Here is a 24,155-nt window from a genome sequence, read left to right as displayed (position 1 = left end):
CAAAGTATGCTCCCGCCCTGATGGGTAACCCTGTAGCGACCGTTTTCGTTGCAAAAACATACTCTGAATTTAGAAGTAACCGAATGAGTGGGCAAATTAGCTTTGTTGATGCGCGCTGGCAAAAAGGGGCGCCTAGTATTGCAACGCTAAATTCAGAACTCGCGCGCTTTAAGGCTATGTTTGCTAAATTGAAGGAAATTGGAGAGTGGAAAGGACCGAATCCTTTAGAAGAAGTTAAGCCATTTAAAGATCACGAACGTACCATGTCTTTCCTTCATAAAGAGCACATTATTTTATTGCTTGAACACGTGTCTAAACACAACCGAACAGATATGCAGAAAATAGTGAAGCTATGTCTCGCCACTGGGGCTCGCTGGAATGAAGCCGCTCAACTGAAAGGCTCTCAGTTAAGCAAATATAAAGTTACCTTCACCAATACCAAAACTAAGAAGAATCGTTCTGTACCCATCTCTGAAGAGCTTTATAGCGAGATATACAAACCAACCTCAGGGAAGCTCTTTGAAGAGTGCTATACACCTTTCTGCTACATAGTGAAGAATAAACTGGGCATCACCCTGCCCTCAGGGCAAGCCTCCCATGTTTTGCGTCATTCGTTCGCAAGTCACTTCATGATGAATGGCGGCAATATTTTAGTGCTAAGGGATATTCTAGGCCACGCCGATATCAGCATGACAATGCGCTATGCCCACTTCGCACCTGATCACCTATCTGAAGCAATTATCCATAACCCTCTTTCTAACCTGTAACCTGTCGCCACTTGCCAAATTTCAGGTAAAAAAAGAGCCACTTTAAAGTGGCTCAGTTCTTAAAATTTTAAACAAGTGTTTTAAACGTTACTCTTTGCCGAATACGTTGTTCTCTTGCTCTTGTACACGGATGAAAGTCGTACGCTTAGTTAGCTCTTTAAGCTTTGCTGCGCCTACGTACGTACAAGTTGAACGTACACCACCAAGGATGTCAGAAATTGTGTTGTGAACTGAACCACGGAACGGAAGTAAAACAGTTTTACCTTCAGCAGCACGGTACTTAGCAACACCACCTGAGTGCTTGTCCATAGCCGACTGTGAAGACATTCCATAGAACTTCATGAATTGCTTACCGTCTTGCTCTACAACTTCGCCGCCTGACTCAGAGTGACCTGCTAGCATGCCGCCTAGCATTACGAAGTCAGCACCGCCGCCGAACGCTTTAGATACGTCACCCGCACATGAACAGCCACCGTCACCGATGATCATGCCGCCAAGGCCGTGTGCTGCGTCGCCACACTCGATGATTGCAGAAAGTTGAGGGTAACCTACGCCTGTTTTAACACGTGTAGTACAAACAGAACCAGGGCCGATACCAACCTTAACGATGTCTGCGCCAGCTAGGATTAGCTCTTCAACCATGTCACCCGTTACAACGTTACCAGCAGAGATGACTTTAGTCGGGAATTCAGCACGTACTTTTTGTACATACTCAACTAGGTGCTCTGAGTAGCCGTTAGCGATATCAATACAGATAAATACGAATTCGTCGCTAAGCGCCATGATTTGCTTAGTTTTCTCAAACTCAGCTTCAGAAGTACCTGTTGAAACAAATACGTTGTTCAGCGTTTTCTTGTCTGCTGTTTTAGCGAACTCAGCCCACTGCTCTACTGTGTAGTGCTTGTGTACTGCAGTCATAACACCGTGCTCTGCTAGAGCAGCTGCCATTTCAAAGCTTGCTACCGAATCCATGTTCGCTGCAATTACTGGAGTACCAGACCATTGACGACCGCTATGCTTGAATGTAAAATCGCGGGTTAATTCAACTTGAGAACGGCTTTTAAGGGTAGAACGCTTCGGACGGAAGAGTACATCTTTGAAACCTAACTTAAGTTCTTGTTCGATACGCATGATAATTTGTCCTGTAATCATATTACGTGTCGTGCGTTTTCGGTAAGCGTTGGCAGACGCTTTACTGAGTTTCGGACACAAAAAAACCGGAGCGTTGGCAGACGCTCCGGTTTTCAGCATTATAGGCTGTGATTTACTAACAGCAAGTCTGATATTTCATTTTTTTTTGTGCTATCCTCTCAAAGATTCCATATCTGGTAAAAGCTTCCCGCCCGTCATTTCCTACTAAATTCATAGTAATTAATAACTTAACAACATATTCACGCAAACGCTGTCGGTTTATTGCGCAAACGTTTCCCTTGCAAATTCGGCGAAAAAATCTTCGATAAGGCAAATTTGTGAAAAAAGTGCCCTTTAATCACATAAAAATCACACTTTTCTTGAATCAAAAAATGCGTTTTTTCTTAAATAATTTCATTTTTTTCTGACTTTTTTCGCTTCGAGTGCCGATCTCAGCCCTCTTTCATTAGCCCTGAAATTTATAAAGTACAAAGGCAAGATCGATTAGCACGTTCGAAACTTGGATGAGCGGGGTAAAGTCCACAAAATATGGCAGGTTAGATGCGCTTATTTATGAGAACCCAGCGGATACAAGCCGCTGTTGATAGAGCCTAACAACAACTCGACTAAAGTTAACGAACACGGAACGCCTTTCTTTAGTTCGAACTCATTACTACAGGATCAGATACAAAAATGGCCAAGGGGATTAACCTTGGCCATTTTTATTTGGTTTTCAGAGTGCTCTTATAAGGCGATTCAATTTTCACCTTAAGGTACGTCAAGCCTTTTTCTGAGACATCAGAGCTTCAGCAGTCGCATCTTGAATCGACAAGAACAAGGATGTCACTTGCCCAGTTGGAGAACGCATCGGGTTAAGCGTGACGTTCTGATACATAAAGTCGGCTTGCTGAGTTACTGGCCTCACGTTGCGGCACTTAAACAGATAAGGCCTTTGTTGCCACGTTATGAAGCTACGGCAGCCTAGGTCATAAACCGGTTTTGTTTTAAGCCTAAACCACTCTTCAGGAATTTCAGGGAATAACTCAAAGATCGACTTACCGATCGCATCATGCGATTGCTTACCGCTATGGTGCGTCATGAAGCCATTCCAAACTTGTACCTGAAAGTCACGGTTAATGACCACCAGCCCCATATCGACGTTTTGAACCATGTCTACCATCCAGTGGAACTGTTCAAATTCAGCAGGAAGATTCAACATATTAAAACTCCTCCATTAGGTAGGCCAATTTGTTATCTAGAAGAGGCAGAGACTCATCAACAAACATAAATAGAAGGTCACAACGGATGGACGTGCCGTCGATGTTGTAGCTGACTTCGAACGTCATGGTCTTTTTAAATGAGCCGCTGGTATTTTCAATCACCGAATCAATCGAGATGTGTTGACCTAGCAGCACAGGAGAGCTCTGAAAGAAACGAACTTCTGATTGCTCCCCTAACCCATTCAAGAAAGAGCCGACTAAGATGTTCGATACATCCATCAACAACTCTAATTCTTCTAGCTGCTCGCTTTCTGTTGGCACCTTCATGAGCTTCTTAAGATCGCTCACACTGGAATCACTCAACAAAACTAGCGCTTCACCTGCAATGCCTTCTCCACTAAAGCCTTGGCAAACACCCGACACTTGGTCGTTATCCGCTAGGTCACGAAGTGCCATGTGCAATTCACTCACTTCGAAGATGTTAACGTTCGGCAGCGGTAGGTGAACAAACACATTAAAGTGACGAGCCAGTGCATCAGCGGCACGGCCTATCGCTACGTTCGCGACTTCCATATAGATATCGCGTCTGCGAAGTATTGGCAGTTCTAAAGCGGTTGGGGTAATTATTTGAGGTTGTTTTGGCGGCTCGACATGCTCACGTAAAATGGCTTTTAGCGCTTCTTTATCGATCGGCTTTTGCAAAAATGCTTTGGCGCCAAGATCCAGCACCTTCTGTTGTGCTTTTGGTTGTATGTCACCAGAAACAACGACAACTGGCGTGGTATCGCCTAAACGTTGCATCTCTTCCAATGTGCCATAGCCGTCTAATTCCGGCATGGTTAGGTCGAGGAACATCAATTTGAATTGGTTTTTAGCGAGCTCTTCAAGTGCATTAAGCCCATGAACAGCAAAAGTTATATCTGCATTTAGAGAACTAGGCAGTGACCGAGCCATCTGCTTCCTTGCTAACGCAGAATCATCACATATAAGAACTGGGAACGACATAAATGCACCACTGACAAATTAAAGCTAATTCGACCGAGTGTAACAGAACATTATGGTATCAGGTACGGGGTGAATGGATTTATGTGCAGATTATTAGTAAGAATGATGAAACAGGTGGGTAAGCTATTATTTCGCATTATTCTTCATGAAAAACAATATGCTACAAAGGTAATAGCCAATCCTTGCTGTTGAGTAATAGCACTATTATATTTAACAGCAGCCTTAACAAGCGGGTTTATTAAGGCTCGACTGACTCATTCATTGAACGGCTTTATGTAGCCATGATAGAGAGCTATCCAACAAAGCTAATGTAAGAGAACTAGAACTGATATGAAGGCCATAAAATCAGTAATGCGAAACGTATGATCACAGCAAATACCAACAACGCGATCCCCAGGCGATACCATTTGTATTCGGCGATGTTCATTGGGATACGCTTGTAGAACATCGTAATCACGCCTTTCCAATCGCTACTGCGTCTTCCGTACTGCATCATGCTCGTCAAAACAAACAGTGCGCCAAGCACTAACATTCCTTTTTCAGCCCAGAACAATCCAACTTCCATTTGTGTATTCCTTGATAAAACGGTGAGCAACTCAAATCATTCTAGTCACCTTTTAGCTCGGTTTCTGTAAGACCAAGGTCTAAATTACGAAGTACGCAATTCAGGGCTTATAGGTCATTGTTGGTAATTGATAGTTCTCGGTCAGCAATACAACGTTTATCGTTCAAGGTTCCATGGTAAAGGCGAGCATCACAAGCAAATCACGTATAAGCATGATTCGACAAATCTGGAGATTGGTTGTTCTTTTGAATGACACGCATCAATTGGATAAGCAGCAGAATACCTGTCACGCCTAAGCCAACACCGATTCCGCCCCAAATCCCTGCCAATTCGAACTTAGGCATCAAATACCAAGCCGCAGGCAAGCCAAATACCCAGTAACCGATGGCAGTCATCACGGTTGGCATAGAGACAATCTTCATGCCTCTTAGCAGGTTAATCGCCAGTAGCTGCCAAGCATCAACAATAAAGCACAAAGCAACGACCCAAATCACAGAAGCCAGTAGTGAAGTCATTGCACCCGTGCCATCGTCTAACTTGAAGATAGAAGCGATCATCTCAGGCCATATAATGAACACGGCCGACAACGCCACACTCAACACCGACACCAATATGAAGCTTTGAATCGAGGTTCTTTTTATTCCTTCGTAGTTACCCGCACCGAAATCACGGCCAACCAAAATCGCCGCAGCTTGTGAGAAACCAAAATTGAAGTTCCAAGTAAAGCTTAAACATTGCAGCAAGATTTGGTGCAAGGCTAACGAAGCAATACTGATCGTGCCCGCCATCAAGGTGCCACCGTAAATCAAGCCATGCTCAAGTAAAGCAGCCAAGCCGATAGGTAGACCCATCAACAACAATGGGCTCATCAACTTGATTGAATACTCTTCTGTATTTAGCCAAGGGGCGAACTGCTTAAACTCGTCACGCTTAAATACCCAAACCGTATATCCAACCATCACGATAAATGCCGCGATAGCCGTACCAAGCCCTAAACCTGTTAAGCCCATGTCTAATTGGAAGGTGAGAAAGTAGCTCACTGGCACATTCAGAATTACGGTGATAATCGACATCACAAGAATGGAGCGCACGTTGCCAAACGCACTGGTTAAGCCACGAAGTACCAACAAGATAAGCGAAGGCAACATTACCCACTTCAAAGCATGGACATATTCCATGGCTAAAGTGATCACTTCTGGTGGCTGTTTGGCTGCTTCTAATACCAGCGGAGCAAACCAGAAACTCACCATTAAGGTCACGCTGAGCACGAATGCCAACATGGTTGCACCTTTCACCGCCAATCTGATTTGTGTATTACCAAACTCAGGGCGAGCTACGCGCTGACCATAAGCAATCGCAATCAAGTTCGCGACACAACCCACGGTGCTGCTCGCAATAATGAAAATGAAAAAGTAGATTGAGGCACCTAAGCCACCAGCCGCAAGGGCTGACACACTGATACGCGACATCATCCAAACATCAGTAAGGACTAAAGCCATAGAGATCAGCTGTGAAATGATCAAAGGGAATGCAAGAGTGAGTATTTTTTTCATGAGCGCCTCAGTTAATTTCGCCCAAAATACGATCGATGAGGCTGGCGTTCAATTGATAAATTTGCGACTCTAACATTCCATAAACTCATGCGAACGAATTATGACCCCATATCCTAGCTTGCCATCATCACATAATGGCTTAAAAGCCTTTGAAGCTGCCGCAAGGCTGATGAGCTTTACGCTGGCTGCCGAAGAGCTGCATGTGACACAAAGTGCGATCAGCCGACAGATCAAACAGCTTGAAGATGAGTTAAACGCATCACTGGTTATTCGTAAGCATCGAGCCATAGAATTAACGGTACAAGGTCATGATTTGTATGTGGCTTTGCGAGAAAGCTACGGTAATATCGAAGCTGTTATCGCCTCTTGGAGTGAGCCCAAGCAGAAGCGTATCGTGATCAAAGCGACTCTGAGTTTCGCGACGCGAGTATTGATCTCCAAAGTTCGGGAATTAAACGAGCGTTATCAAGATCATGAGATCGTCATTGTTCCTGTGATTGAGGAAGACGAATCGATTAATAGTAGTGAGTATGATCTACTGATCTTCCACACGCGTTTCAAAAAACGCTATGACAAGGCACCTGACATTACCTTCTTGCGTGAAGAGTTCATGGCGCCGGTTTGCTCTACTAGTTTAACCACCAAAGACACCGACCTTGATTCAATCTTAACCTTGCCAAGGCTGCATCCAACCTTAGATCATCACGACTGGAAAGTGTGGCTGGCCGATGTTGAATTCCCACCAAAGAAACCTGTCAGAAATACCAGCTTCTTGTCTTTAGATATGGCGCTCAGTGCCTGTCTATCCGGTGAAGGGGTTACGGTCACGGATCTGTTGTTAGTTCAACAAGATCTCCAACGAGGCTTCTTGTACTGCCCTAGAAATGCAAAAATCCAACACAGTGCTTGGACTTACTTCATGCACCAGCGTAGTCACACGCCTATCATCAACGACCTTATTGAATGGCTTAGAGAAGAGACAACAAAAGAGATCGAGTTGCTGAAAGTACTCGCACAGCAATATCAATGGTTTGGTGTAATAGAACAGGACAAAGACTTTGGTCGGCTCTTCTAAACTAAGTTATGATTCCTGTTCCCTCAACCGATTGATATTTTTATGTCTTCTTTCTCTTTTTCACAAATCCCTGTTGGGGTTCGATTCATGATCCTCTCCGCTTTTGGATTCGCACTGATGTCAGCTTGTGTGAAATACATCAGCAATTATGGCATTCCTGTATTCGAAATTGTTGCAGCAAGGGCTTTGGTGTCTTTGATCATCAGTTATATCGACGTTAAGCGAAAAGGCATTTCGATCTGGGGAAATAACAAACCTTTGTTGTTTGTTCGAGGCGCAGTTGGTACAGCAGCCTTGATGTGTGTTTACTACGCTGTGACCACTTTGCCATTAGCCGAAGCGACCATTCTACAATACGTTCATCCTGTATTTACCGCCCTACTTGGCGTGTTATTTCTGAAAGAACGCGTCCAAAAATCGACCATGATCTGCATTGCGTTCTGCCTAGCTGGGCTATTAGTGATGGTACAACCAAGTATGAACAGTGGCGCGAGCAGCGAGTTACCGCTATTCAGCATTATGGTGGCGTTATGTGGCGCATTTGGTAGCTCAATTGCTTATGTGATTGTGAGAAAACTTAGCCAAACGGAAGATAGCTCAGTCATCATCTTCTACTTCCCATTGGTTGCGCTACCAATCTCAACAGCTCTTATCTGGAACGACTTTGTATGGCCTAGCCTATTCCTAACCATGATGCTTGTGCTCGTCGGGATTTTCACACAAATAGGACAATACGGTTTAACCAAAGCAATGCAAACCCAGGCAGCAGGTAAAGCTTCAGCTTACTCATACGTGCAGATCGTCTTCTCAGCGCTATTAGGTGTGTGGATCTTCAATGAGATTCCATCGGTTTGGACTTATCTAGGTGGTGGCCTGATTGTCACTGGTGCACTCATTAACGTGTTTGGTAAACAGCTATTGGTGCCGTTCAAGGCTAAATAAGTAACCCACTCAATATCAGCTGATAAATAGAATCTAAAAAGGGCATTGCGGATTATTCCACGATGCCCTTTTCTATAAATGCTCTCTAGCGCGCTTTCATTCAGCTAACCAACTTTAACAAAGCGGCGTATTACGTAACTAACTCGTGGCATTTCGTAACTTAGGATCATCACTCAAATACTCAACAAACTCGATTTCAAAGCCTGCAGGATCCACAAAGTAGACATTTTTTCGATAAGGTTCTTCGGCACCGGGTTTGGCAATTGGAAAGCCCGCATCAACAAGGCGTTGAGTGACACTTTCGATATTATTGGTCACATAAGCGAAGTGTGCGAGACCAACAGAATGCCCAGCCAAATCTCTATTTTCACCTTCACCGTGATCACTTATTGCTATGTATTGGTACTCGTCGCCAAAATGCAGCCAGTTACGTGGCTTGCCTGACCATTCGCCTTTTCCTTCATCACGAACGTACCAGTGTGGAAACGCCGCTTTATAGAAAGTCAGCATTTCAGGGATGTCCTTGACGACTAAATTCACATGTTCAAGTTGGATCATTCTTCTCTCCTTAAAGTATTCTCGTAAGCAACGTTGCACATCCTAATACCTCAAGTTAAGTTGAGGTAAAGCACTAATTTGCATTTATTTCGAGAACGTTTTTAGAGCCCAAATTGTCGTATTTTGAAGCGATACAAACCCTAAGTTTAGACGACCTTCCCTGATGTGGTTTATTTGGAATCCAGAATGACTGAGAGACAAGCCGCTATGGTTTAGGCGGAGTAACCTCAACTTCTAAAGCGGCTCGGTCTCTCCACTTGAAAACCTTCTTCCATTTAATCGGCATCATTGGAATAACGATGAGACTAATGCCCACCAGCGTCAGGATGTCTGGAATCTCATCGAACCACATAACACCAAACAATGTTACGAACACCAACCCAGAATATTCGGCGAGCGCAATCTGGTTGGCCGGTGCTTTTTTGTAAGCCACCACCACAAGCGCATGGTATCCAAGTACGAACAAGTTGATTGCCATGATCCAACCAACATGACGCCATTCGAGCGCAGACCAAGTTGGCAGCGCTAATGCCAGTGCAAGTGGCAGAGTCATAATGCTGGTCCAGAACAGAGTTGAGATGATGTGTTGCTCTGCATTCAAGCGTTTAATCAAGATATTACCCACGCCCATCGCAAGCGCACTGCCTAGCCCAGCAATCGCCGCCCAATGAAATTGTTCAGGGCGTAACACGATTAATACGCCCACAAAACCAATCAGGGTCGCGATCACTTTTGAAGATGTCGGCCTTTCTTTCAACAGCACGATCGACAAAGGCAGCATAAGGATTGGTCCAACGTAGAACATCGCGTTTGCTGTCGCCAAAGTAAGGTGTGTAATGGCGATCATCGCGCAGCCACTCCCCACTAAGATAAATTGAGCCCTTAAGAAGTTGATTCGGCAACCGCCTTTCATACGCGTCTCTCTCGGTAACTTTAACCAAAATGGAAGCAACAAGATCACGCTCAATAGCTGACGGATAAACACGTACTGGAACGTAGGGACTTCGCCATTCAGTATCTTCAATGATACGTCTGAAAAAGACGCAAGTAGGTTTGCGAGCACCAAAAGCAAAATGGCGTGGTTAACAGCTTTATTCATACAGAAGTAAGATTACACATTTGTCATACAATTATGGGCGCACATCATACATGAGAATTTGAAATGTGTAATAGCAAAATTAATAAGGCTCAGACTAATGCAATTTTGAATTAAACCTCGATGAACAAATCACAGCTATTCGTTCAATATTTAGCCGCATTAATATTCTCTTATTGACTGATACATCAAGTTACAATTCGATTTCATATTAGCCAACAACACTGATCTGGGTTAATAAACTGGTTTCACAATAACCTTATTTTTATTGGGGTCAGATAATTAATAAAAAGGAAGTTAAAGTGAAAAAATTATTAGCACTTGGTATCGCAGCGGTAATCTCGGCTCCAGCAGTAGCCGACCACAGCACAATCAATGGTATGGATTTTGGTCCACTCGCAAAGTTAGTCGGCACATGGAAATCAGTCGAAACTGGCGGCGTTGATATTTCTCCAGGTCAAGAAGGCACAGAAGTGGGCAAAGGTGGCCCCGCGGTCACACCATTTTATGAAGTGATGACATTTGAGGTTGCGGCAGATGCAACCAACGCCAGCGATCAATATCTGGTTGCTCTGTACTACAAGCAAGAAGTATTCAGAAAGGCCGACGACTCTAAATTCCACGATCAACGTGGCTACTTCATCTACGATCAAAAAAATCAGATCGTCTACAACTCTTACTGTGTACCACGCACCACATGTGTCACCGCAGAAGGCCCTGCTGGCGATACAATGACGTTAGTTGCGTCAAAGCGTGGCATCGCTGAGTCTGAATACATGACGGACAACGCAACCACCACAGGCTTCACGATGAACATTAGCATTTCAGACGATACGCTGACGTACTCTCAAACAACAGGCTTAGAGATCTACGACAACGCATTTGCTCATACAGATTCAAGCACTCTAGTTAAAGTGAAGTAGATTCAAATACAAACGCCTTTCACAGCGAAGTGAAAGGCGTTTTTCTGTTGTACTTGTAACAACAAACAAGTTTAACTAGATTGTGTATCAACCTTGGCGTAACGGTTGGCTAGCACTGCACAGTAAAAGATCTGAATCGGGTGATAAAGCATGATTGGCAGTAATATCATCCCTAGATTAGGGTTGTGAGCAAAGATCACCTTAGCCATAGGAATACCTGCCGCTAAGGTCTTCTTAGTACCACAGAATACTGCCGCGACTTCATCTTGATGATTGAATCCAACCTTTCGGGCACTCCATTGAATGCCGTGTACCATCACCATCAATACCACTAAACAAATCACCGCTGACAGCAACAACAGCATTGGTGAAAAGTCGCTCCAAATACCGTGTTCAATAGAGTCACAGAAAGCACTGTAGACGATCAGAAGTATCACGTATTTATCTAACTTATTGACCACTGACTTGTGTTTCTGAGTCCATTCAAACAGTAACGGGCGCATCAACTGGCCGACAATCATTGGCAATAGCAGCATTTTAGATATAGAGATCACCGATTCCATCAGGTTTAGCTCTGCACCTTCCAATCCCATAAAGAGCTGGATCAGTAGAGGCGTAATGAACACGCCTAAAATACTAGAAAGTGATGCATTGAATATCGCACCCGGTAGGTTTCCTTTTCCAATCACCGTCATCGCGACCGAAGACGAAATCGTACTCGGTAATACGAAGAGGTAACAGAAACCAAAGGCCAGAGCTGCTGGCATATAAGCGACAAAGCCTTGCCCGAATATCACCCAAAGCAGTGGGTAAACTAAGAATGTCGCGCTTTGTACAAAAACATGCAGCTTCAAATTCGAAAGCCCCTCAAGAATGGCTTTGGGAGACAAACCCAAACCGTGTAAGAAAAACACCAAAGCGATGCCGAGAACAGTCACCGTATCGAGATGAAGTACCCCACCCGATTTGCCCCAATCCGGCGTAAAAACAGCAACGACCATAGCCACCACCATCCCTACAAGAAACCATTCCTTTTTCAGTTTTTCTATCATGTTGACACGCACTTTCTGTAGATTCCATTTCAGCCAATAACAAGGCTCCGACGCTATTTATCCTATCGACTCTAATTTTAATTAACCACCATAAACGTAAATTAAGCTTGTCTTTATCTTGAGGGTTAACATCGTTATTAAGTTTGTTACACCCGTTTTGCTCAGGATTAATCGGATGTATGGAATGACGATGAAAATATTAGAAAACAGAGGTTTATCGAGAAGATAAGATCACTTTCAGTGATCGGAACACAAAGGCAAGCCGTAGGGACAGCAATCAAACAGTAACAAATTTAGATACCAATATTCAGCCTATTACCAATAACTACTCAGCGGGAGCAAAACATGGACAACAGAATCACCATTATTGAGTTTCTCAGAGTGTTTGAGTGCATTCGCACCTCTGGCGAGCAACTGGACAATAAATATCAAGTGGGCGAAATGGCGGCTTGGCATGATTATGATGGTTATACCTGTTGGCTAAGCTATAAAGACGTAACAGTGACGCTGATGTTTCATGGTTCATTGAAAATCGAGTACGACAATGCTTCAAATTATTCTGAATTTATTGAGCGTTGTCTGGGTATGCTTGCCACTGAACCTTCTCCATAAAACGCGAACAGACTAACGGCTAACGGCTAACGGCTAACGGAGACAATCATGAACGAAACGGCTTCATTGCTTAAGCGAAGACACCCTTTGTGGCTAGTAATCAGCCTCTCCTTTTTATGGTCTCAAGTATCTGTAGCAGGCATAGGTATGATTGATTTTATACAACCGAACGAACACAAGAATTGGACAGTGACCAACGACGATGTAATGGGTGGCATCTCTACAGGCGAGCTCATTTATCTTGATGATATGAGTCGATTTAGGGGCGAGCTATCGTTAGAAAATAATGGTGGTTTCAGTTCTGTAAAGCGCTCCATTGAATCACCTGCCCATGAAATAGACAGTGCAGAGCTAGTATTCGTTGGTGATGGTCGCACTTACCAACTGAGGTTCACAACATCGAAGGACGGCAATCGAATTCAATACAAACACGATTTCGATACGATAAAGGGAGAACAGTTTAGCAAGGCGTTCCAATTCAACGATTTTCAAGCGGTGTTCAGAGGTCGGCTACTGAGCGATGCGCCGGAACTTAAGTCACGAGACATCAAACAAATCGGCTTTTTGATTGCAGACAAACAGCCCTCGTCTTTTGAACTAGACCTAATACAGCTTCACTTCAGAACATCGAAACCTATCACATCACCAGAAGCTGACTAAACTGACTAAACTGAAAACAAACAAAAGCCCCTGAAACCTTTTGACTAGCAATCAGATATCAGGGGCTTCTTCTATTTAAACCGTCAACAATTCAAAACAACGGCGGATTAAAACATCAGCAATTAGTATTTGATAGCTGTTTTACCAATCGAGGCACTGCTTTCAATACGTTGGTGTGCATCTTTAAGTGTTTCCACACTAAAGCCATTTAGGGTCGAGGTTAGCGTCGATTTAATACGGCCCGCATCAATCAGATTCGCGGCTTGGAATAGGATGTCTTGCTGCTTCTGGATATCTTCGGTGTTAAACAGTGAACGTGTAAACATCAGCTCCCAAACAAAGCCTGTTGATTTGCCTTGCAGCGCTGACAAGTCAATGCCACCATCAAATTCAACAATCGAACTGATCATGCCTTGCGGTGCGATCAATTCAACCATCGCATCCCAGTGCCCTTTTGTGTCTGCAACATTGAAAATGTAGTCGACATGTTGAATGCCTTGCTCTCGCACAGACTCGACAAGGTTACGGTGGTTCACCACATAGTCCGCTCCCATATCTCTTACCCACTGCTCCGTTTCAGGTCTTGAAGCTGTTGCGATAACATTTAGGTTGGTCAGTTGCTTAGCCAGTTGAATCGTAATTGAACCAACGCCGCCCGCTCCACCAATGATCAGGATAGACTTTTTCTCTTCAGGACGAACACGCAAGCGGTCAAACAACGCTTCCCATGCTGTAAGCGTCGCTAGTGGCATAACGGCTGCAGCTTCATCAGAAAGGCTCTTAGGCGCTTTAGCGGTAATACGGTAGTCCACAGCTTGGTATTCTGCGTTAGCCCCCATGCGTGTTACGTCACCCGCATAGTACACACGGTCACCGACTTCGAAGCCTTCAACGTCAGCACCTTTACCAACAACTTCACCGACTGCGTCATAGCCCAGCACTTTTGGCTGCTCAAGAGTTTTGTCTTTGGCATTACGAATACGAATTTTAGCGTCAGCAGGATTGATAGAAGTCGCGCTCACTTTTACCAGCAAGTCATTATTTTTTAGTTCTGGCAGACTCGTTTCAAACTCAAATAAACTGTCTTGCTCTGTAATCGCAAGTGATTGAGTAAATCCGATAGCTTTCATTTTTGATGGTACTGACATTGTGCTTTCTCCTTGAATTAGACGAGTTAATCTTAGTCAATTCTCACTCTAGATAAACCGCCTAATATTTGAATAATTCTCAAATAATTTTTGATAGTGGTATTGCCGTTATCTGAGTAACGCAGACGTCTCACTGCATTGCCAACGGCTTAAAGGCTAAATCAGGCCTTTCTCAATCAACCAATCATGTGTGACTTGATCTTGTGGTTTACCTTCACGGCAAACTTTGTAATCCAGCTCTGCGATGATGTCATTCGAGAAGCATAGGGAATCCAACTTCTGAATCTGTTGTTCGCTGAACAGATGCTTCTTGTCGTCTCTTAAAAGAAGCACTGCTCTGTCCACTATTCCGAGTAGGCCTTTTGGCTCTTTGAGCTCACGAATATCGTAACGATAGTGCAAAAACTGAGGTTTCCACAGTGGCACTACCACCCACTCTTTGTTTGCGACTGCACTTTCAAAGGCACTGAAACAATCGTCTTCACTGCCAGGAAAGAACTCGTAGCCGGCATCTCTCAGGCCATAATCTTTCATCATCTGGATAGAGAAGCGTGTGATACCAGCGCCGGGGTTGATGCCTTGAATGGTCGAGTTCATTTTCTCGATCACTTCAGCTTTTAATAAATCAGAGACTTCAGAAACCGCCTCTTCAGGCACATAGTCTGGTACGCCCCACAAAGCATAAGGTTCATAATGAAGCCCAAGCTCGATAAGTGGCTCAACTTCTTCAACGCCCGCTTTGTAGATACCGTGACTTGATGGCAACCACGCAGAAGAAAGCATATCCACTTGGCCTGCTTTCAGCTTTTCAAAGTTCTCCTGATGTGGAGAGAAAATACGCTCTACCTCAAAACCCATGGATTTCAATACATTGGCAACCAATGATGCGGTCGTACGGTGGAACGACAAATCCGTTACACCCATTGTGATTTTCTTAGTCATCTTATCCCCCTAGATCGTAGGTTTCGTCCATACGATGTGTACTGCGCTACGTTGTCGATATGGGGAAATGATAGTGAGAAAATTACTAATGAAAAACAGCCTCATATTTGAATTATTATCAAATTAGTTTTGACAATTAAGTATTTGAAGCTAACTTAGAAGCGATAAGTAGAGATAACCCATTTGCAGATTGTGATGGGGAAATATCCCAACGCCATGTTTAGAACATAATTCAATACAGGTAGATAACATGCTTCTTGAAGATTTACAGGTCATTTTGAAAGTGGCGGAGTTTCGCAGTATCACCGCTGCAGCCACCAACCTTGATATGCGCACTGCCACAGCAAGTGCAGCGGTAAAACGTGTTGAAGCGGCACTAGGTGCGGAGTTATTTGTAAGAACCACGCGCCACCTAAGGCTCTCTTCAGCTGGCGAGCGTTATTTACCGGAATGCGAACAAGCCTTAAAGATGTTGGAGCAAGCGAAGCTCAACATGCGCGAAGAGCTTGGTATTCTTGACGGTGAAATTCGCATAGCGCTTTCATCAGATCTAGGACGCAACCTAATCACACCTTGGTTAGATGAGTTCTTGCTTGAATACCCAAAGGCGACGCTTCGCACTAGCATCAGCGATAGCAATATCGACTTCTACCGAGATTCCGTCGATATAGCGCTGCGTTACGGCTCTCCGACCGATGCGAACATGTATGGTTTCAAGATATGCGATGTGCCGAGGATATTGTGTGCGGCTCCTGAATACTTGGCTGAAATGGGCGCACCAAAGCACCCGAGTGACTTAGCGCAGCACAATGGGTTGCTTTACCAACTCCATGACATGTTGCAAGACGAGTGGGTGTTTAACGATGGTACTCAAGATCATAAAGTGAAACTAAAAGGAAATCGCGCTTCGAACGACGCAGACCTTGTAAGGCGTTGGTGTATCGCGGGTAAAGGGGTGGCAATAAAATCTTGTTTAGACATGTCACCTCATCTGCTTTCAAGCGAAGTGGTTAAAGTTATGCCTGAATTTAAGCCGACCCCTACCGAGCTGTGGTTAGTGTGTCCAAGTCGTCAATCCATCACCCCGACTGTGCGTCTACTGAGAGATTTATTCAGAGAGAAGACCGCTGAGATCCTTTCGCAACTGAGCAAACAAGGCATCATAGAAAGCACAACATCTTAAGATTGAATGCCGCTTAAAGATAAGAAACAGAGAGACAAAAAAGGCGTTAGCGAACTTCAATTCGCTAACGCCTTTCATCATTAGAACATCATAGCTGCATGATGAACCTTAATAAGAGTACTTAGTTTAATACTCTTAATACAAGAGCTTAGTTTGACTCGTCTTCAACATCGCAGTCAGCACAGCACTGAAGAGCAATCTCATGTTCGAAGGTGATGGTGTCTTTACCTTCTTCTACTAGCTCTGCAATTTCGTCTGCCACTTCTTTTTCATCATCCGCTTCGATTCCGCTTTCTAATTCTTCTTCTGAATAACCGAAGAAGTTCAGTAGTAAATACTCACGCGCTTCATCTTTCGTACAAACCACGTCTGCTGAAAGATCAGGAGTAACCTCGCCTTGTGCAAGTGTCGCTGTCACTTGTGCGATAGCATCGTCTTTCATCGCAGGCGTTAACCAACCAAGATCAGTACTTACTGTCGTTTTTTTACAGTCGAAGCAAGGCAGTTGGTGAAAGTAGTATTGAAAGGTAGTCATAGGTAAATTCTTCTTTAAATGTTGTATAGCGAGATTATGCGCGTTTTGTAGCAAAATACTATCTCAATCACAACCTGAAACCGCTTCGTTCTAAGTATTTTTTCAAGCTCCGCGCAAGCTGATGTGATCATCCTATAAAAGCGCTGTTTTGCGCATGCTTACTCAGCTTTACGCTTGTTTACATTTGTACGGGTAATATATGCCTTATCAGATAACAAGCGTGGCACCTCACAAATACTTTGGTCATTGCTTAGCTTCGTCGCTCCAGCTATTAGCTATGAGTTCACGGCTTACTTAGCTACTTAGCTACTTAGCTACTTAGCTACTTAGCTAGGATTTGTTTGAAATAGCTTTGTTTTCAATTAACTTACTTGCACTTGGCTTATTTTGAACCACGCTTATTTAAATCACCCCGTCTCGGATACCCAATCAATGATCATCACAAAATATCAAGCCCTTACCCTTTCATCGGTTGCTTTGCTCGCTACAGGCTGCTCACCATCATCAGATACGCCTTCGGTCAGCAACATCAGTGATTACCAAGGCTCAGCGAGTATTACTCAAGGTGTGGCGACCACTGTTGAATCGAATCTCTTTGAGTGTGCAAACGGACGTAGCCGAGTGGCGGGCGTCGGGGAAATTACGGACTCAGAAGGAAAGGTTTGGACGGTTCCAGCCAAAAACAACTTTTCAACAGGGCCGAAAGCCTTCGATCTTTATGAAGAGTGCTCAAACACTACTCCAAGCAGCCTAGCGGAGGTCGATCAAAGCGCGGTACCTGTGGCGATTGTGGATCAAGACGGAGAAGAAATAACAGGCTATATTTTTGCCGATAACTATTTCGAACTTTATATCAACGGCAAGTTAATCGCAGTAGACACTGTTCCTTTCACACCGTTTAACTCAAACATCGTCAAATTTAAGGTGAAGAAGCCTTACACGATTGCGGTGAAAGTGATTGATTGGGAAGAAAACCTAGGTCTTGGCAGCGAAGATAACCGCGGAAAGGCATACCACGCTGGCGATGGTGGCTTTATCGCGAGCTTTAGTGACGGAACCGTGACAGGACCAGAATGGCAAGCACAAACTTTTTATACCTCACCGATTTATGACCTGACTTGTTTGAGTGAAGTCGACGGGAAGCGTCTTTCTGAAAGCTGCACCACGGAAGGAACTGACCAAGGTCAAGATGCCTATGCTGCTCATTGGGAAACACCAAACAACTGGATGAACCAAGAGTTCGATTCAACATCTTGGCCTCAAGCATCGGTATATTCAGAAGACGATATTGGCGTGAACAATAAAAAAGCGTACATGAACTTTATCGAAAAATTCAGTGGTGCTGGCGCAAGCTTTATCTGGTCGACAAATGTCGTTCTCGATAATGAAGTGCTACTGAGATACGAAGTTAAGTAGCGTTATTCCTTTGTAAGCAAGCCCAGTCACGAGTATGACTGGGCTTACTACTCAAACAACTTGCTGGTGTTTCTAATTCACAGCGAACCTGATCATAATCTTGAGTCGTTTGATTACGGCAAAGTTTGCGAAGCCTCGCTTGATCCACGTGACCTAGCTTTGTCATTGTGTAACCAGCAACAAAACAACCCGATGCACAAACCCCAAAATGCACTGCCGATTCCCAGTAAATTAGTACCAGAAGCAGTGAATAAGAAAGTAAGCAGCGCAGGCTCTCGATAGTGGTTGTCTTCCATCGAAACAGCTAAACAATTCATCAAGGTCGGCATCACCGCTAAGCCAGCAACCGCAATGACAATCGCGGAGGGCACGGCGCTAAACAGCGACACAAATGACATCCCCATCACGCCAGCTAACAAGTAAAACCCGCCCATACAAATCCCCGCGATATAACGTGTCTTTGGATTACTATCCGCATTCGGGCCCATGCAAATAGCGCCCGTAATCGCAGCAAGGTTATACGCAAAGCCACCAAACGACGCGAAAATCAAACCTGTCACCCCTGTGGTGGTAATGATCTTCGATGAATCGACTTGGTATCCGTTCGCTTTTAGAACCGCAAATCCCGGTAAGTTCTGTGAAGCCATCGTCACTATAAACAATGGGATTCCGACACTGAACAACGAAAAGAACTCAAAATCGGGCGTAATGAACACCGGGGTCGTTAATCCCATAGTCACCTGACTGACATCGAGTTTGCCAAAACCCACACACATGACCAGTGCGATAATAAAAATGCTTGGGATCAGTAAATTTCCTAACCGCGCTTTCGCCAGAATAAATACAGCGAGCATGACCGTTACGACTTGTGCCTCTTCCATTAACGACGTGAACAAACCCAAACCGAATTGCAATAGAATCCCCGCGAGCATCGCAGAGGCAATCGATGTTGGGATCTGTTTTAGGACTTTCTCAAATATCCCCGCCAATCCAACTAACGTGATCAACATCGAACTGAACTAAAACACGGCCACAGCCTGATTCATTGTCAGCCCTTCAAGAGATGTGATTAACAACGCCGCTCCAGGCGTCGACCACGCTGTAACCACAGGCTTCTTGTAATGAAACGAAAGCAGTATTGTGGTTACGCCCATGCCAATTCCCAACGCCCAAAACCATGACGCCACTTGCTCTTCAGTTGCTCCAGCACTCATTGCCGCTTGGAAAATAATCGCCGCGGCGCTCGCATAACCAATGAAAACAGCGATAAAGCCGGTACTGACGTGAAAAAATTTTAGCTTAGTCATGTTAATCTCTTCCTGCGTGCGTTATAACGTCCATAGACCAAACCTAGCACCGTGCGCTATAACGCACAACTTATTTGTAAAAACTTGTAGAGAAAATATGCAAACAGAAATTAAAGTTGGCGTTAACTTGAAACGCCTTCGCCAAGAAAAAGGCTGGAGCTTAGACAAAACAGCGAAAGAAACTGGCGTGAGCAAAGCAATGCTAGGACAAATTGAACGTGGAGAATCCAGCCCGACAGTCGCTAAGCTTTGGCAGATAGCTTCTGGGTTCGAGGTGTCACTTTCGAATTTTATCGCGGCTAGCCCAAACAGTGAACTGACGAGTTTATTCAGAGACGCAAACGAACTAAGACATGAGGAATACAACATTGGCTTTTTCGTCAGTTTGTTGTTTCCTTTTGAGGAAGCACTAGGATTTGAAATATTCGAACTCACCCTAGCACCCGATTACCAGCATGAATCCGCCCCACATAACGCAGGCGTCACTGAGCACATCTTATGCATTTCAGGAGAGATGGCCGTGATGTTTGATGATGAGTGGCATACGTTACGCGCAGGACAAGCTGTTCGCTTTAATGCTAACCAGACCCATGCCTACAAAAATATCGGTGAAGGAAACGCCGTATTTCATAATGTGATTCACTACCCTAATAACAAGCAATAGTGCCGGTTCTGGCGCTAACAGATGTTTAGCTCTAACCGGATGCTTAACGCTAACGGATATTCAGCGCTAACGAAAGAGCTGGCAGACCACTGGCTGTTACTAACTTAAAGCGACTATACGTTGACGACCATGCTGCCATCTTCGGCTTGATAACGAGCCCATAGTTGAGAGAGGTTTTCTTTATTAAGCTGTATCTCTTTTTCTTTCAGAAACGTTTCGTTGTGCAGCTTCGAATACGAGCGCTCAGCAAGGTCACAGCTAAATGTAACGATGGTTTTCCCTTTCCCCATTCTAGCCGCAGCGTATAGCGCGCCTGCTACGTTTAACGACGAACTGCTTCCTAGAAGAATACCGTCATGTTCCGCAACAAGGCGGGATATCGTCACCAAATCCTGATCGGGAAGCGTGATTGCACGATTGATTTTTGCCTGCCTGAAATTTTCAACCGTTCGCATGATCCCTATGCCTTCCGTGAACGAACTTCCCGTTGATTGATAGTGTCCATTACGTAGAAACGAATAAATGCCGGACCCATTTGGGTCAACTAACCAAGTTTCGAGATTGGGTTGCTGCTCAGATAGATAGTGTGAGTTTCCGGCAATGGTTCCACCCGTCCCCACCACTGAAACTAGAGCATCAATATTCCCCTGTGTTTGCTGCCAGATCTCAGGTCCAGTATTTAAATAGTGCGCTCGATAATTACTGAGATTTTCAAACTGATCTGCCCACCAATAACTCTCATTTTCGACACCAATCCGCTTAGCCGTGTGGTAAAATGTTTCTAAAAGAGAAAAAACCAGTGACCTCGTTGATGTAACTGAAATGACCAAATTAACCAACTTATTTCAAGACAGTATCGAAGGTCGGTTTCAAGCAGGCGAAGAACAGCAAGACCCTGAGATGTTTAAAAAGTCCGAACTGATGTTTATGTCAGGGGAAGAGTTACCTCGATGCTGGACAGATCCAAACTACCGCTCAGGGACTAAATAACCTTAGCGCTTCCAGAGCACCCGATGAGTCGCAATTTAAGCTCTGTTCTAAAACTGTTTCACGATCGCCTTGTAGGCTATCCCCCTGTTAAAACATTCAGACGCATCTTTACTAGACACAAAAAGCGAGCCACTTGGGCTCGCTTTTGATTGTCTTTTTCTTGCTTAGACTTCAGTTCAGATTACAGAAGTTCTACCGACTGTTGAGCAATCACGAATTCTTCGTTGGTTGGCAAGCTATTATAATCGCACCTATTAACACGGGTTTGGACAAAAGTGTGTCAACGGTTTTGCTAAATTAGCAAATTACGGATTAGTCTACGTACTGCAAATTGCTTTTCTAGCTCTATGCGTTTATAGTCTTCACCAGTTTGAGGGAGTAGCTATTTTGCTTTGCTAGCATTGCAAAAGGTTGTGTCAACATATTTGACCAGACGTCATGGTGCAACCAGTAGTTTTTAGTACCTACCCAGCGAGACTCGAACAACTTACACACTTTATGCGAGGGCTAAGTGTGGGGTTGTTCGTGTTTGTTATAAGCCCTCTGAATACTTATTCTATGACTGTTTTTTTACTCCCATCGTTAGCGTTATCAATCGGCTTAGTTTTAGTGGCATTCAGTGCAGATCGGCTTATTTCTGCATCTGCAACCTATGCCAAGCATTGCAACATATCATTGATTTTTATAGGTATGACTGTTGTTGCGTTTGGAACATCGGCCCCCGAATTACTCGTATCCGCCGTTGCTGCTTTAAATAATGCAGGAGAGTTGGCTGTAGGCAATGGTATTGGTTCTAATATTATTAATATTGGTCTTGTGCTTTCCATTGCTGTGTTAATGGCTCCCATCCAAGCTAACAAGCGCTTTATCAAAAAAGAGTTTCCGATATTGGCAGGATCAATGCTGATCTGTAGCGCACTGATGTCCACAGGAAAGCTAAATATTACAGACGGTCTATTATTGGTGATTTTTCTAGCCGTATACTGTTTCTATTTAGCTAAGTCCGTAAGACAAGGTGAGGTTTCTGAAGATGATCTCGAGTTCTTGCCATTAACTAAAAAACGAGCCGGGTGGGAAAGTTTAGTGATGTTGTTACTGCTGTTAACCTCATCGCGGTTAATGGTCTGGGGAGCGGTTAACTTGGCTCAACTAGCTGGTTTGAGCGAGCTTACCATTGGATTGACTATAATTGCATTTGGGACAAGCTTACCCGAACTGGCGGCTGCGATTGCTGGAGTGCGCAGAGGAATGTACGACATTGTATTTGCCACTGTAATAGGCTCGAATATTTTCAATTTATTGGGAGTAATCGCTATACCTTCGATAGTAGGTCAAGAGTTGATCATTCCAGAGCAAGTCGTAAGCCGAGATATTCCTTACATGATTATTTTAACAGGGGTATTAGGTGTAATGCTTGCTGTTCCCTTGCTTAAATCACAATCATCGAGTAACAAACAAGCCACTTACACTCTTCATCGTTGGGGAGGTACTTTGCCATTAATGATATTTATAGCTTACCTAACAAAAGTAGCTAATTCGGCATTTTAGGACCTCGAAGAACATAGTTTCGAATTCTGTTAACTAACATCCGAAAGACAACATTCACCTTTATATCCTCCCCAACAGTTAATGCTGTTGGGAGATAATCTTACTATTTCTGCCAACATGTTTAGGTTCAATACCCAGAGTGTTTATCCGTTTCTAACATTAGAAAATTTTGGATAATCTCAGCAGACTCGCTTAACGAAGAGCAATTACTCTAAGTGAGAATGGGGCACTTTCGAGTTAGAAAGTGCCACGGGTAAAAATTCAATCCGAGAAGCTTTTGGACAATACCGAGTCAGCGCCTTACCTAAATTAGTATTTAATGGATTATCTTCAGTATCACAAAACCTTTAGCCTAGAGTCAAATTTACTCATCCACTACACAATGCTAAGTTTATGCCACACAAGCTTAGAGAGGGCATGCTGAGCCATCGTCCTACTTTATGGTCGCAGTGGTGGCTTGTAGCATAGCGACAAGCCAGTTGGATAAGAGCTTTACCTGAACATTTTATCGCGACGCTTTTACGGCAAGATAAATACCTGCTCCATAAAAAGGTAGCCCTGTAAACAGCATTGCAAAAAAATTATTCATTCCAAAATAAATGTAAAGTTCATATAACCACTCTTGGTCTGTGTTTCCTGACATGTAAATCCCTTTTAGCAAACCAGCTATTTCTTCAGTAGCCCAATAGCCAAATCCTAGTCCTGATATACTTCCAATTATCACCCAAAACCATCCAAATGTACTCATAAAAATCTTCCTACCTATCTAATTATACCGCTGCTAAAACCATCAACGTTAAGATTGATGGTTTTGAATTTGGTGTTCGGCGTAGTTATAAAATTGATTCTAAGCTGGCAGTTTTATAGCTCTTAATTAATCTTGAGTTATTATTCCACTCAAAAACCGTATCTTCATTGATATTTTTTTGACCAGGGAGTGGTGGGATAAACACATAGTGATAACGCCATACTTCTACTGTTCCAAGCATTTCCTTTTTGCTTGGATAACCAAACTCAGAAATTATTTCATCCTTTGTGGTCTTTGCCGTGTATTTGCTCAGTTGTTGCTCAGTAATTTCTACACCTGTTGTGTATGAGAGTGAGTTCGTTATCGAGCTAACGGCAGTCGATTCACAACCTGTCACGCCAAGAACTAATACAGCTATAAAGACAGTAAGCGGCTTTTTCATTCTATATCTCCAATTTATCAATTAATAAAAGTAATGTGATTGTTTAATTTACATGGCGTTGTTGATCAAATCA

General features: G+C 43.8%; 24 protein-coding genes and 2 pseudogenes. 11 read left to right on the top strand and 15 right to left on the bottom strand.

What is annotated here, in order from left to right:
- Window positions 1-767, top strand: a 767-nt coding sequence (locus AB4585_RS19430) for a tyrosine-type recombinase/integrase (protein ID WP_372154371.1), incomplete at its 5' end; no start/stop codon positions are given.
- Window positions 768-854: 87 nt separating this feature from the next.
- Here AB4585_RS19430 and AB4585_RS19425 read toward each other — a convergent pair.
- The 5 genes from AB4585_RS19425 to AB4585_RS19405 form a co-directional block, all read right to left on the bottom strand.
- Complete coding sequence (locus AB4585_RS19425) at window positions 855-1,898, bottom strand: GMP reductase (RefSeq protein WP_017062429.1); 1,044 nt, start codon at window positions 1,896-1,898, stop codon at window positions 855-857.
- Between the two features lie 778 nt (window positions 1,899-2,676).
- Complete coding sequence (locus AB4585_RS19420) at window positions 2,677-3,117, bottom strand: PAS domain-containing protein (RefSeq protein ID WP_017062430.1); 441 nt, start codon at window positions 3,115-3,117, stop codon at window positions 2,677-2,679.
- Between the two features lies 1 nt (window position 3,118).
- Window positions 3,119-4,123 (bottom strand): response regulator, encoded by a 1,005-nt coding sequence (locus AB4585_RS19415; protein WP_029236531.1) that lies wholly within the window; start codon window positions 4,121-4,123, stop codon window positions 3,119-3,121.
- A 319-nt stretch (window positions 4,124-4,442) separates the two neighbouring features.
- Window positions 4,443-4,688, bottom strand: a complete 246-nt coding sequence (locus tag AB4585_RS19410; RefSeq protein WP_010430578.1) for a hypothetical protein — start codon at window positions 4,686-4,688, stop codon at window positions 4,443-4,445.
- A 200-nt stretch (window positions 4,689-4,888) separates the two neighbouring features.
- Window positions 4,889-6,241 (bottom strand): MATE family efflux transporter, encoded by a 1,353-nt coding sequence (locus AB4585_RS19405; RefSeq protein WP_372154370.1) that lies wholly within the window; start codon window positions 6,239-6,241, stop codon window positions 4,889-4,891.
- A gap of 100 nt (window positions 6,242-6,341) precedes the next feature.
- Here AB4585_RS19405 and AB4585_RS19400 point away from each other — a divergent pair, with 100 nt between their 5' ends.
- Window positions 6,342-7,316, top strand: a complete 975-nt coding sequence (locus tag AB4585_RS19400; protein WP_017068435.1) for a LysR family transcriptional regulator — start codon at window positions 6,342-6,344, stop codon at window positions 7,314-7,316.
- 42 nt (window positions 7,317-7,358) lie between these two features.
- On the top strand, window positions 7,359-8,258 hold the full coding sequence (locus AB4585_RS19395; RefSeq protein ID WP_102333930.1) for a DMT family transporter: 900 nt from the start codon (window positions 7,359-7,361) through the stop codon (window positions 8,256-8,258).
- Window positions 8,259-8,396: 138 nt separating this feature from the next.
- On the opposite strand, the gene AB4585_RS19390 is transcribed toward AB4585_RS19395, so the two are convergent.
- Together AB4585_RS19390 and AB4585_RS19385 are read right to left on the bottom strand one after the other, a co-directional pair.
- Entirely contained in the window at window positions 8,397-8,816 is a 420-nt protein-coding gene (locus AB4585_RS19390) for a VOC family protein (protein WP_137002417.1), read from the bottom strand.
- Between the two features lie 205 nt (window positions 8,817-9,021).
- Window positions 9,022-9,915 (bottom strand): DMT family transporter, encoded by an 894-nt coding sequence (locus tag AB4585_RS19385; protein ID WP_017065985.1) that lies wholly within the window; start codon window positions 9,913-9,915, stop codon window positions 9,022-9,024.
- Window positions 9,916-10,214: 299 nt separating this feature from the next.
- On the opposite strand from AB4585_RS19385, the gene AB4585_RS19380 reads away from it, so the two are divergent.
- Window positions 10,215-10,835, top strand: coding sequence for a heme-binding beta-barrel domain-containing protein (locus AB4585_RS19380; RefSeq protein ID WP_372055985.1), 621 nt, complete (start codon window positions 10,215-10,217; stop codon window positions 10,833-10,835).
- 71 nt (window positions 10,836-10,906) lie between these two features.
- Here the strand turns inward: AB4585_RS19380 and AB4585_RS19375 are convergent, their stop codons facing one another.
- Window positions 10,907-11,887 carry a bile acid:sodium symporter family protein gene (locus AB4585_RS19375; RefSeq protein WP_372154369.1) on the bottom strand — a complete coding sequence of 327 codons (981 nt, stop codon included), beginning with the start codon at window positions 11,885-11,887 and terminating at the stop codon, window positions 10,907-10,909.
- 345 nt (window positions 11,888-12,232) lie between these two features.
- Between AB4585_RS19375 and AB4585_RS19370 the strand changes: the two genes are divergently transcribed.
- On the top strand, window positions 12,233-12,499 hold the full coding sequence (locus AB4585_RS19370) for a DUF3081 domain-containing protein (RefSeq protein ID WP_371724978.1): 267 nt from the start codon (window positions 12,233-12,235) through the stop codon (window positions 12,497-12,499).
- Between the two features lie 48 nt (window positions 12,500-12,547).
- Window positions 12,548-13,159: a CIA30 family protein gene (locus AB4585_RS19365; RefSeq protein WP_372154368.1), complete on the top strand. Its 612-nt coding sequence runs from the start codon at window positions 12,548-12,550 to the stop codon at window positions 13,157-13,159.
- A 122-nt stretch (window positions 13,160-13,281) separates the two neighbouring features.
- Here AB4585_RS19365 and AB4585_RS19360 read toward each other — a convergent pair whose 3' ends face one another.
- Both AB4585_RS19360 and AB4585_RS19355 read right to left on the bottom strand, forming a co-directional pair.
- Window positions 13,282-14,307, bottom strand: coding sequence for a zinc-binding alcohol dehydrogenase family protein (locus AB4585_RS19360; protein ID WP_372170630.1), 1,026 nt, complete (start codon window positions 14,305-14,307; stop codon window positions 13,282-13,284).
- A 156-nt stretch (window positions 14,308-14,463) separates the two neighbouring features.
- A complete protein-coding gene (locus tag AB4585_RS19355) occupies window positions 14,464-15,231 on the bottom strand; it encodes a glycine betaine ABC transporter substrate-binding protein (protein WP_372154372.1) in 768 nt (255 codons plus the stop codon).
- Window positions 15,232-15,499: 268 nt separating this feature from the next.
- Between AB4585_RS19355 and AB4585_RS19350 the strand changes: the two genes are divergently transcribed.
- Entirely contained in the window at window positions 15,500-16,432 is a 933-nt protein-coding gene (locus tag AB4585_RS19350) for a LysR family transcriptional regulator (RefSeq protein WP_372170628.1), read from the top strand.
- 148 nt (window positions 16,433-16,580) lie between these two features.
- Here the strand turns inward: AB4585_RS19350 and AB4585_RS19345 are convergent, their stop codons facing one another.
- Window positions 16,581-16,967: a hypothetical protein gene (locus AB4585_RS19345; protein WP_372154367.1), complete on the bottom strand. Its 387-nt coding sequence runs from the start codon at window positions 16,965-16,967 to the stop codon at window positions 16,581-16,583.
- 432 nt (window positions 16,968-17,399) lie between these two features.
- On the opposite strand from AB4585_RS19345, the gene AB4585_RS19340 reads away from it, so the two are divergent.
- A complete protein-coding gene (locus AB4585_RS19340; protein ID WP_372154366.1) occupies window positions 17,400-18,383 on the top strand; it encodes a hypothetical protein in 984 nt (327 codons plus the stop codon).
- A gap of 113 nt (window positions 18,384-18,496) precedes the next feature.
- On the opposite strand, the pseudogene AB4585_RS19335 reads toward AB4585_RS19340, so the two are convergent.
- A pseudogene (locus AB4585_RS19335) lies at window positions 18,497-19,690 on the bottom strand (benzoate/H(+) symporter BenE family transporter).
- A 97-nt stretch (window positions 19,691-19,787) separates the two neighbouring features.
- Here AB4585_RS19335 and AB4585_RS19330 point away from each other — a divergent pair.
- Window positions 19,788-20,354: a helix-turn-helix domain-containing protein gene (locus AB4585_RS19330; protein WP_017064371.1), complete on the top strand. Its 567-nt coding sequence runs from the start codon at window positions 19,788-19,790 to the stop codon at window positions 20,352-20,354.
- A 113-nt stretch (window positions 20,355-20,467) separates the two neighbouring features.
- Here the strand turns inward: AB4585_RS19330 and AB4585_RS19325 are convergent.
- A pseudogene (locus tag AB4585_RS19325) lies at window positions 20,468-21,148 on the bottom strand (pyridoxal-phosphate dependent enzyme); the annotation flags it as partial.
- Window positions 21,149-21,176: 28 nt separating this feature from the next.
- Here AB4585_RS19325 and AB4585_RS19320 point away from each other — a divergent pair.
- On the top strand, window positions 21,177-21,344 hold the full coding sequence (locus tag AB4585_RS19320; protein ID WP_017062447.1) for a hypothetical protein: 168 nt from the start codon (window positions 21,177-21,179) through the stop codon (window positions 21,342-21,344).
- Between the two features lie 558 nt (window positions 21,345-21,902).
- Entirely contained in the window at window positions 21,903-22,892 is a 990-nt protein-coding gene (locus tag AB4585_RS19315) for a calcium/sodium antiporter (protein ID WP_032545875.1), read from the top strand.
- A 505-nt stretch (window positions 22,893-23,397) separates the two neighbouring features.
- On the opposite strand, the gene AB4585_RS19310 is transcribed toward AB4585_RS19315, so the two are convergent.
- On the bottom strand, window positions 23,398-23,640 hold the full coding sequence (locus AB4585_RS19310; RefSeq protein WP_372170625.1) for a hypothetical protein: 243 nt from the start codon (window positions 23,638-23,640) through the stop codon (window positions 23,398-23,400).
- Window positions 23,641-23,725: 85 nt separating this feature from the next.
- Window positions 23,726-24,082, bottom strand: coding sequence for a hypothetical protein (locus AB4585_RS19305; RefSeq protein ID WP_372170623.1), 357 nt, complete (start codon window positions 24,080-24,082; stop codon window positions 23,726-23,728).
- Window positions 24,083-24,155 lie beyond the last annotated feature (73 nt).

This window comes from Vibrio sp. 10N.222.49.C9, from assembly GCF_041474985.1.
GTDB classification, from domain to species: Bacteria; Pseudomonadota; Gammaproteobacteria; order Enterobacterales; family Vibrionaceae; genus Vibrio; species Vibrio crassostreae_C.
This window is presented reverse-complemented; position numbering and strand designations above follow the sequence as displayed.

Bases quoted from the DNA above. Each gene is read 5' to 3' on its own strand.
- AB4585_RS19365 (WP_372154368.1), top strand. From the start codon at position 12,548: ATGAACGAAACGGCTTCATTGCTTAAGCGAAGACACCCTTTGTGGCTA.
- AB4585_RS19355 (WP_372154372.1), bottom strand. From the start codon at position 15,231: ATGGGTGTAACGGATTTGTCGTTCCACCGTACGACCGCATCATTGGTT.
- AB4585_RS19375 (WP_372154369.1), bottom strand. From the start codon at position 11,887: ATGATAGAAAAACTGAAAAAGGAATGGTTTCTTGTAGGGATGGTGGTG.
- AB4585_RS19385 (WP_017065985.1), bottom strand. From the start codon at position 9,915: ATGAATAAAGCTGTTAACCACGCCATTTTGCTTTTGGTGCTCGCAAAC.
- AB4585_RS19400 (WP_017068435.1), top strand. From the start codon at position 6,342: ATGACCCCATATCCTAGCTTGCCATCATCACATAATGGCTTAAAAGCC.
- AB4585_RS19350 (WP_372170628.1), top strand. From the start codon at position 15,500: ATGCTTCTTGAAGATTTACAGGTCATTTTGAAAGTGGCGGAGTTTCGC.
- AB4585_RS19330 (WP_017064371.1), top strand. From the start codon at position 19,788: ATGCAAACAGAAATTAAAGTTGGCGTTAACTTGAAACGCCTTCGCCAA.
- AB4585_RS19305 (WP_372170623.1), bottom strand. From the start codon at position 24,082: ATGAAAAAGCCGCTTACTGTCTTTATAGCTGTATTAGTTCTTGGCGTG.
- AB4585_RS19420 (WP_017062430.1), bottom strand. From the start codon at position 3,117: ATGTTGAATCTTCCTGCTGAATTTGAACAGTTCCACTGGATGGTAGAC.
- AB4585_RS19405 (WP_372154370.1), bottom strand. From the start codon at position 6,241: ATGAAAAAAATACTCACTCTTGCATTCCCTTTGATCATTTCACAGCTG.
- AB4585_RS19310 (WP_372170625.1), bottom strand. From the start codon at position 23,640: ATGAGTACATTTGGATGGTTTTGGGTGATAATTGGAAGTATATCAGGA.
- AB4585_RS19340 (WP_372154366.1), top strand. From the start codon at position 17,400: ATGATCATCACAAAATATCAAGCCCTTACCCTTTCATCGGTTGCTTTG.
- AB4585_RS19360 (WP_372170630.1), bottom strand. From the start codon at position 14,307: ATGTCAGTACCATCAAAAATGAAAGCTATCGGATTTACTCAATCACTT.
- AB4585_RS19395 (WP_102333930.1), top strand. From the start codon at position 7,359: ATGTCTTCTTTCTCTTTTTCACAAATCCCTGTTGGGGTTCGATTCATG.
- AB4585_RS19415 (WP_029236531.1), bottom strand. From the start codon at position 4,123: ATGTCGTTCCCAGTTCTTATATGTGATGATTCTGCGTTAGCAAGGAAG.
- AB4585_RS19320 (WP_017062447.1), top strand. From the start codon at position 21,177: ATGACCAAATTAACCAACTTATTTCAAGACAGTATCGAAGGTCGGTTT.
- AB4585_RS19410 (WP_010430578.1), bottom strand. From the start codon at position 4,688: ATGGAAGTTGGATTGTTCTGGGCTGAAAAAGGAATGTTAGTGCTTGGC.
- AB4585_RS19315 (WP_032545875.1), top strand. From the start codon at position 21,903: ATGACTGTTTTTTTACTCCCATCGTTAGCGTTATCAATCGGCTTAGTT.
- AB4585_RS19390 (WP_137002417.1), bottom strand. From the start codon at position 8,816: ATGATCCAACTTGAACATGTGAATTTAGTCGTCAAGGACATCCCTGAA.
- AB4585_RS19345 (WP_372154367.1), bottom strand. From the start codon at position 16,967: ATGACTACCTTTCAATACTACTTTCACCAACTGCCTTGCTTCGACTGT.
- AB4585_RS19370 (WP_371724978.1), top strand. From the start codon at position 12,233: ATGGACAACAGAATCACCATTATTGAGTTTCTCAGAGTGTTTGAGTGC.
- AB4585_RS19425 (WP_017062429.1), bottom strand. From the start codon at position 1,898: ATGCGTATCGAACAAGAACTTAAGTTAGGTTTCAAAGATGTACTCTTC.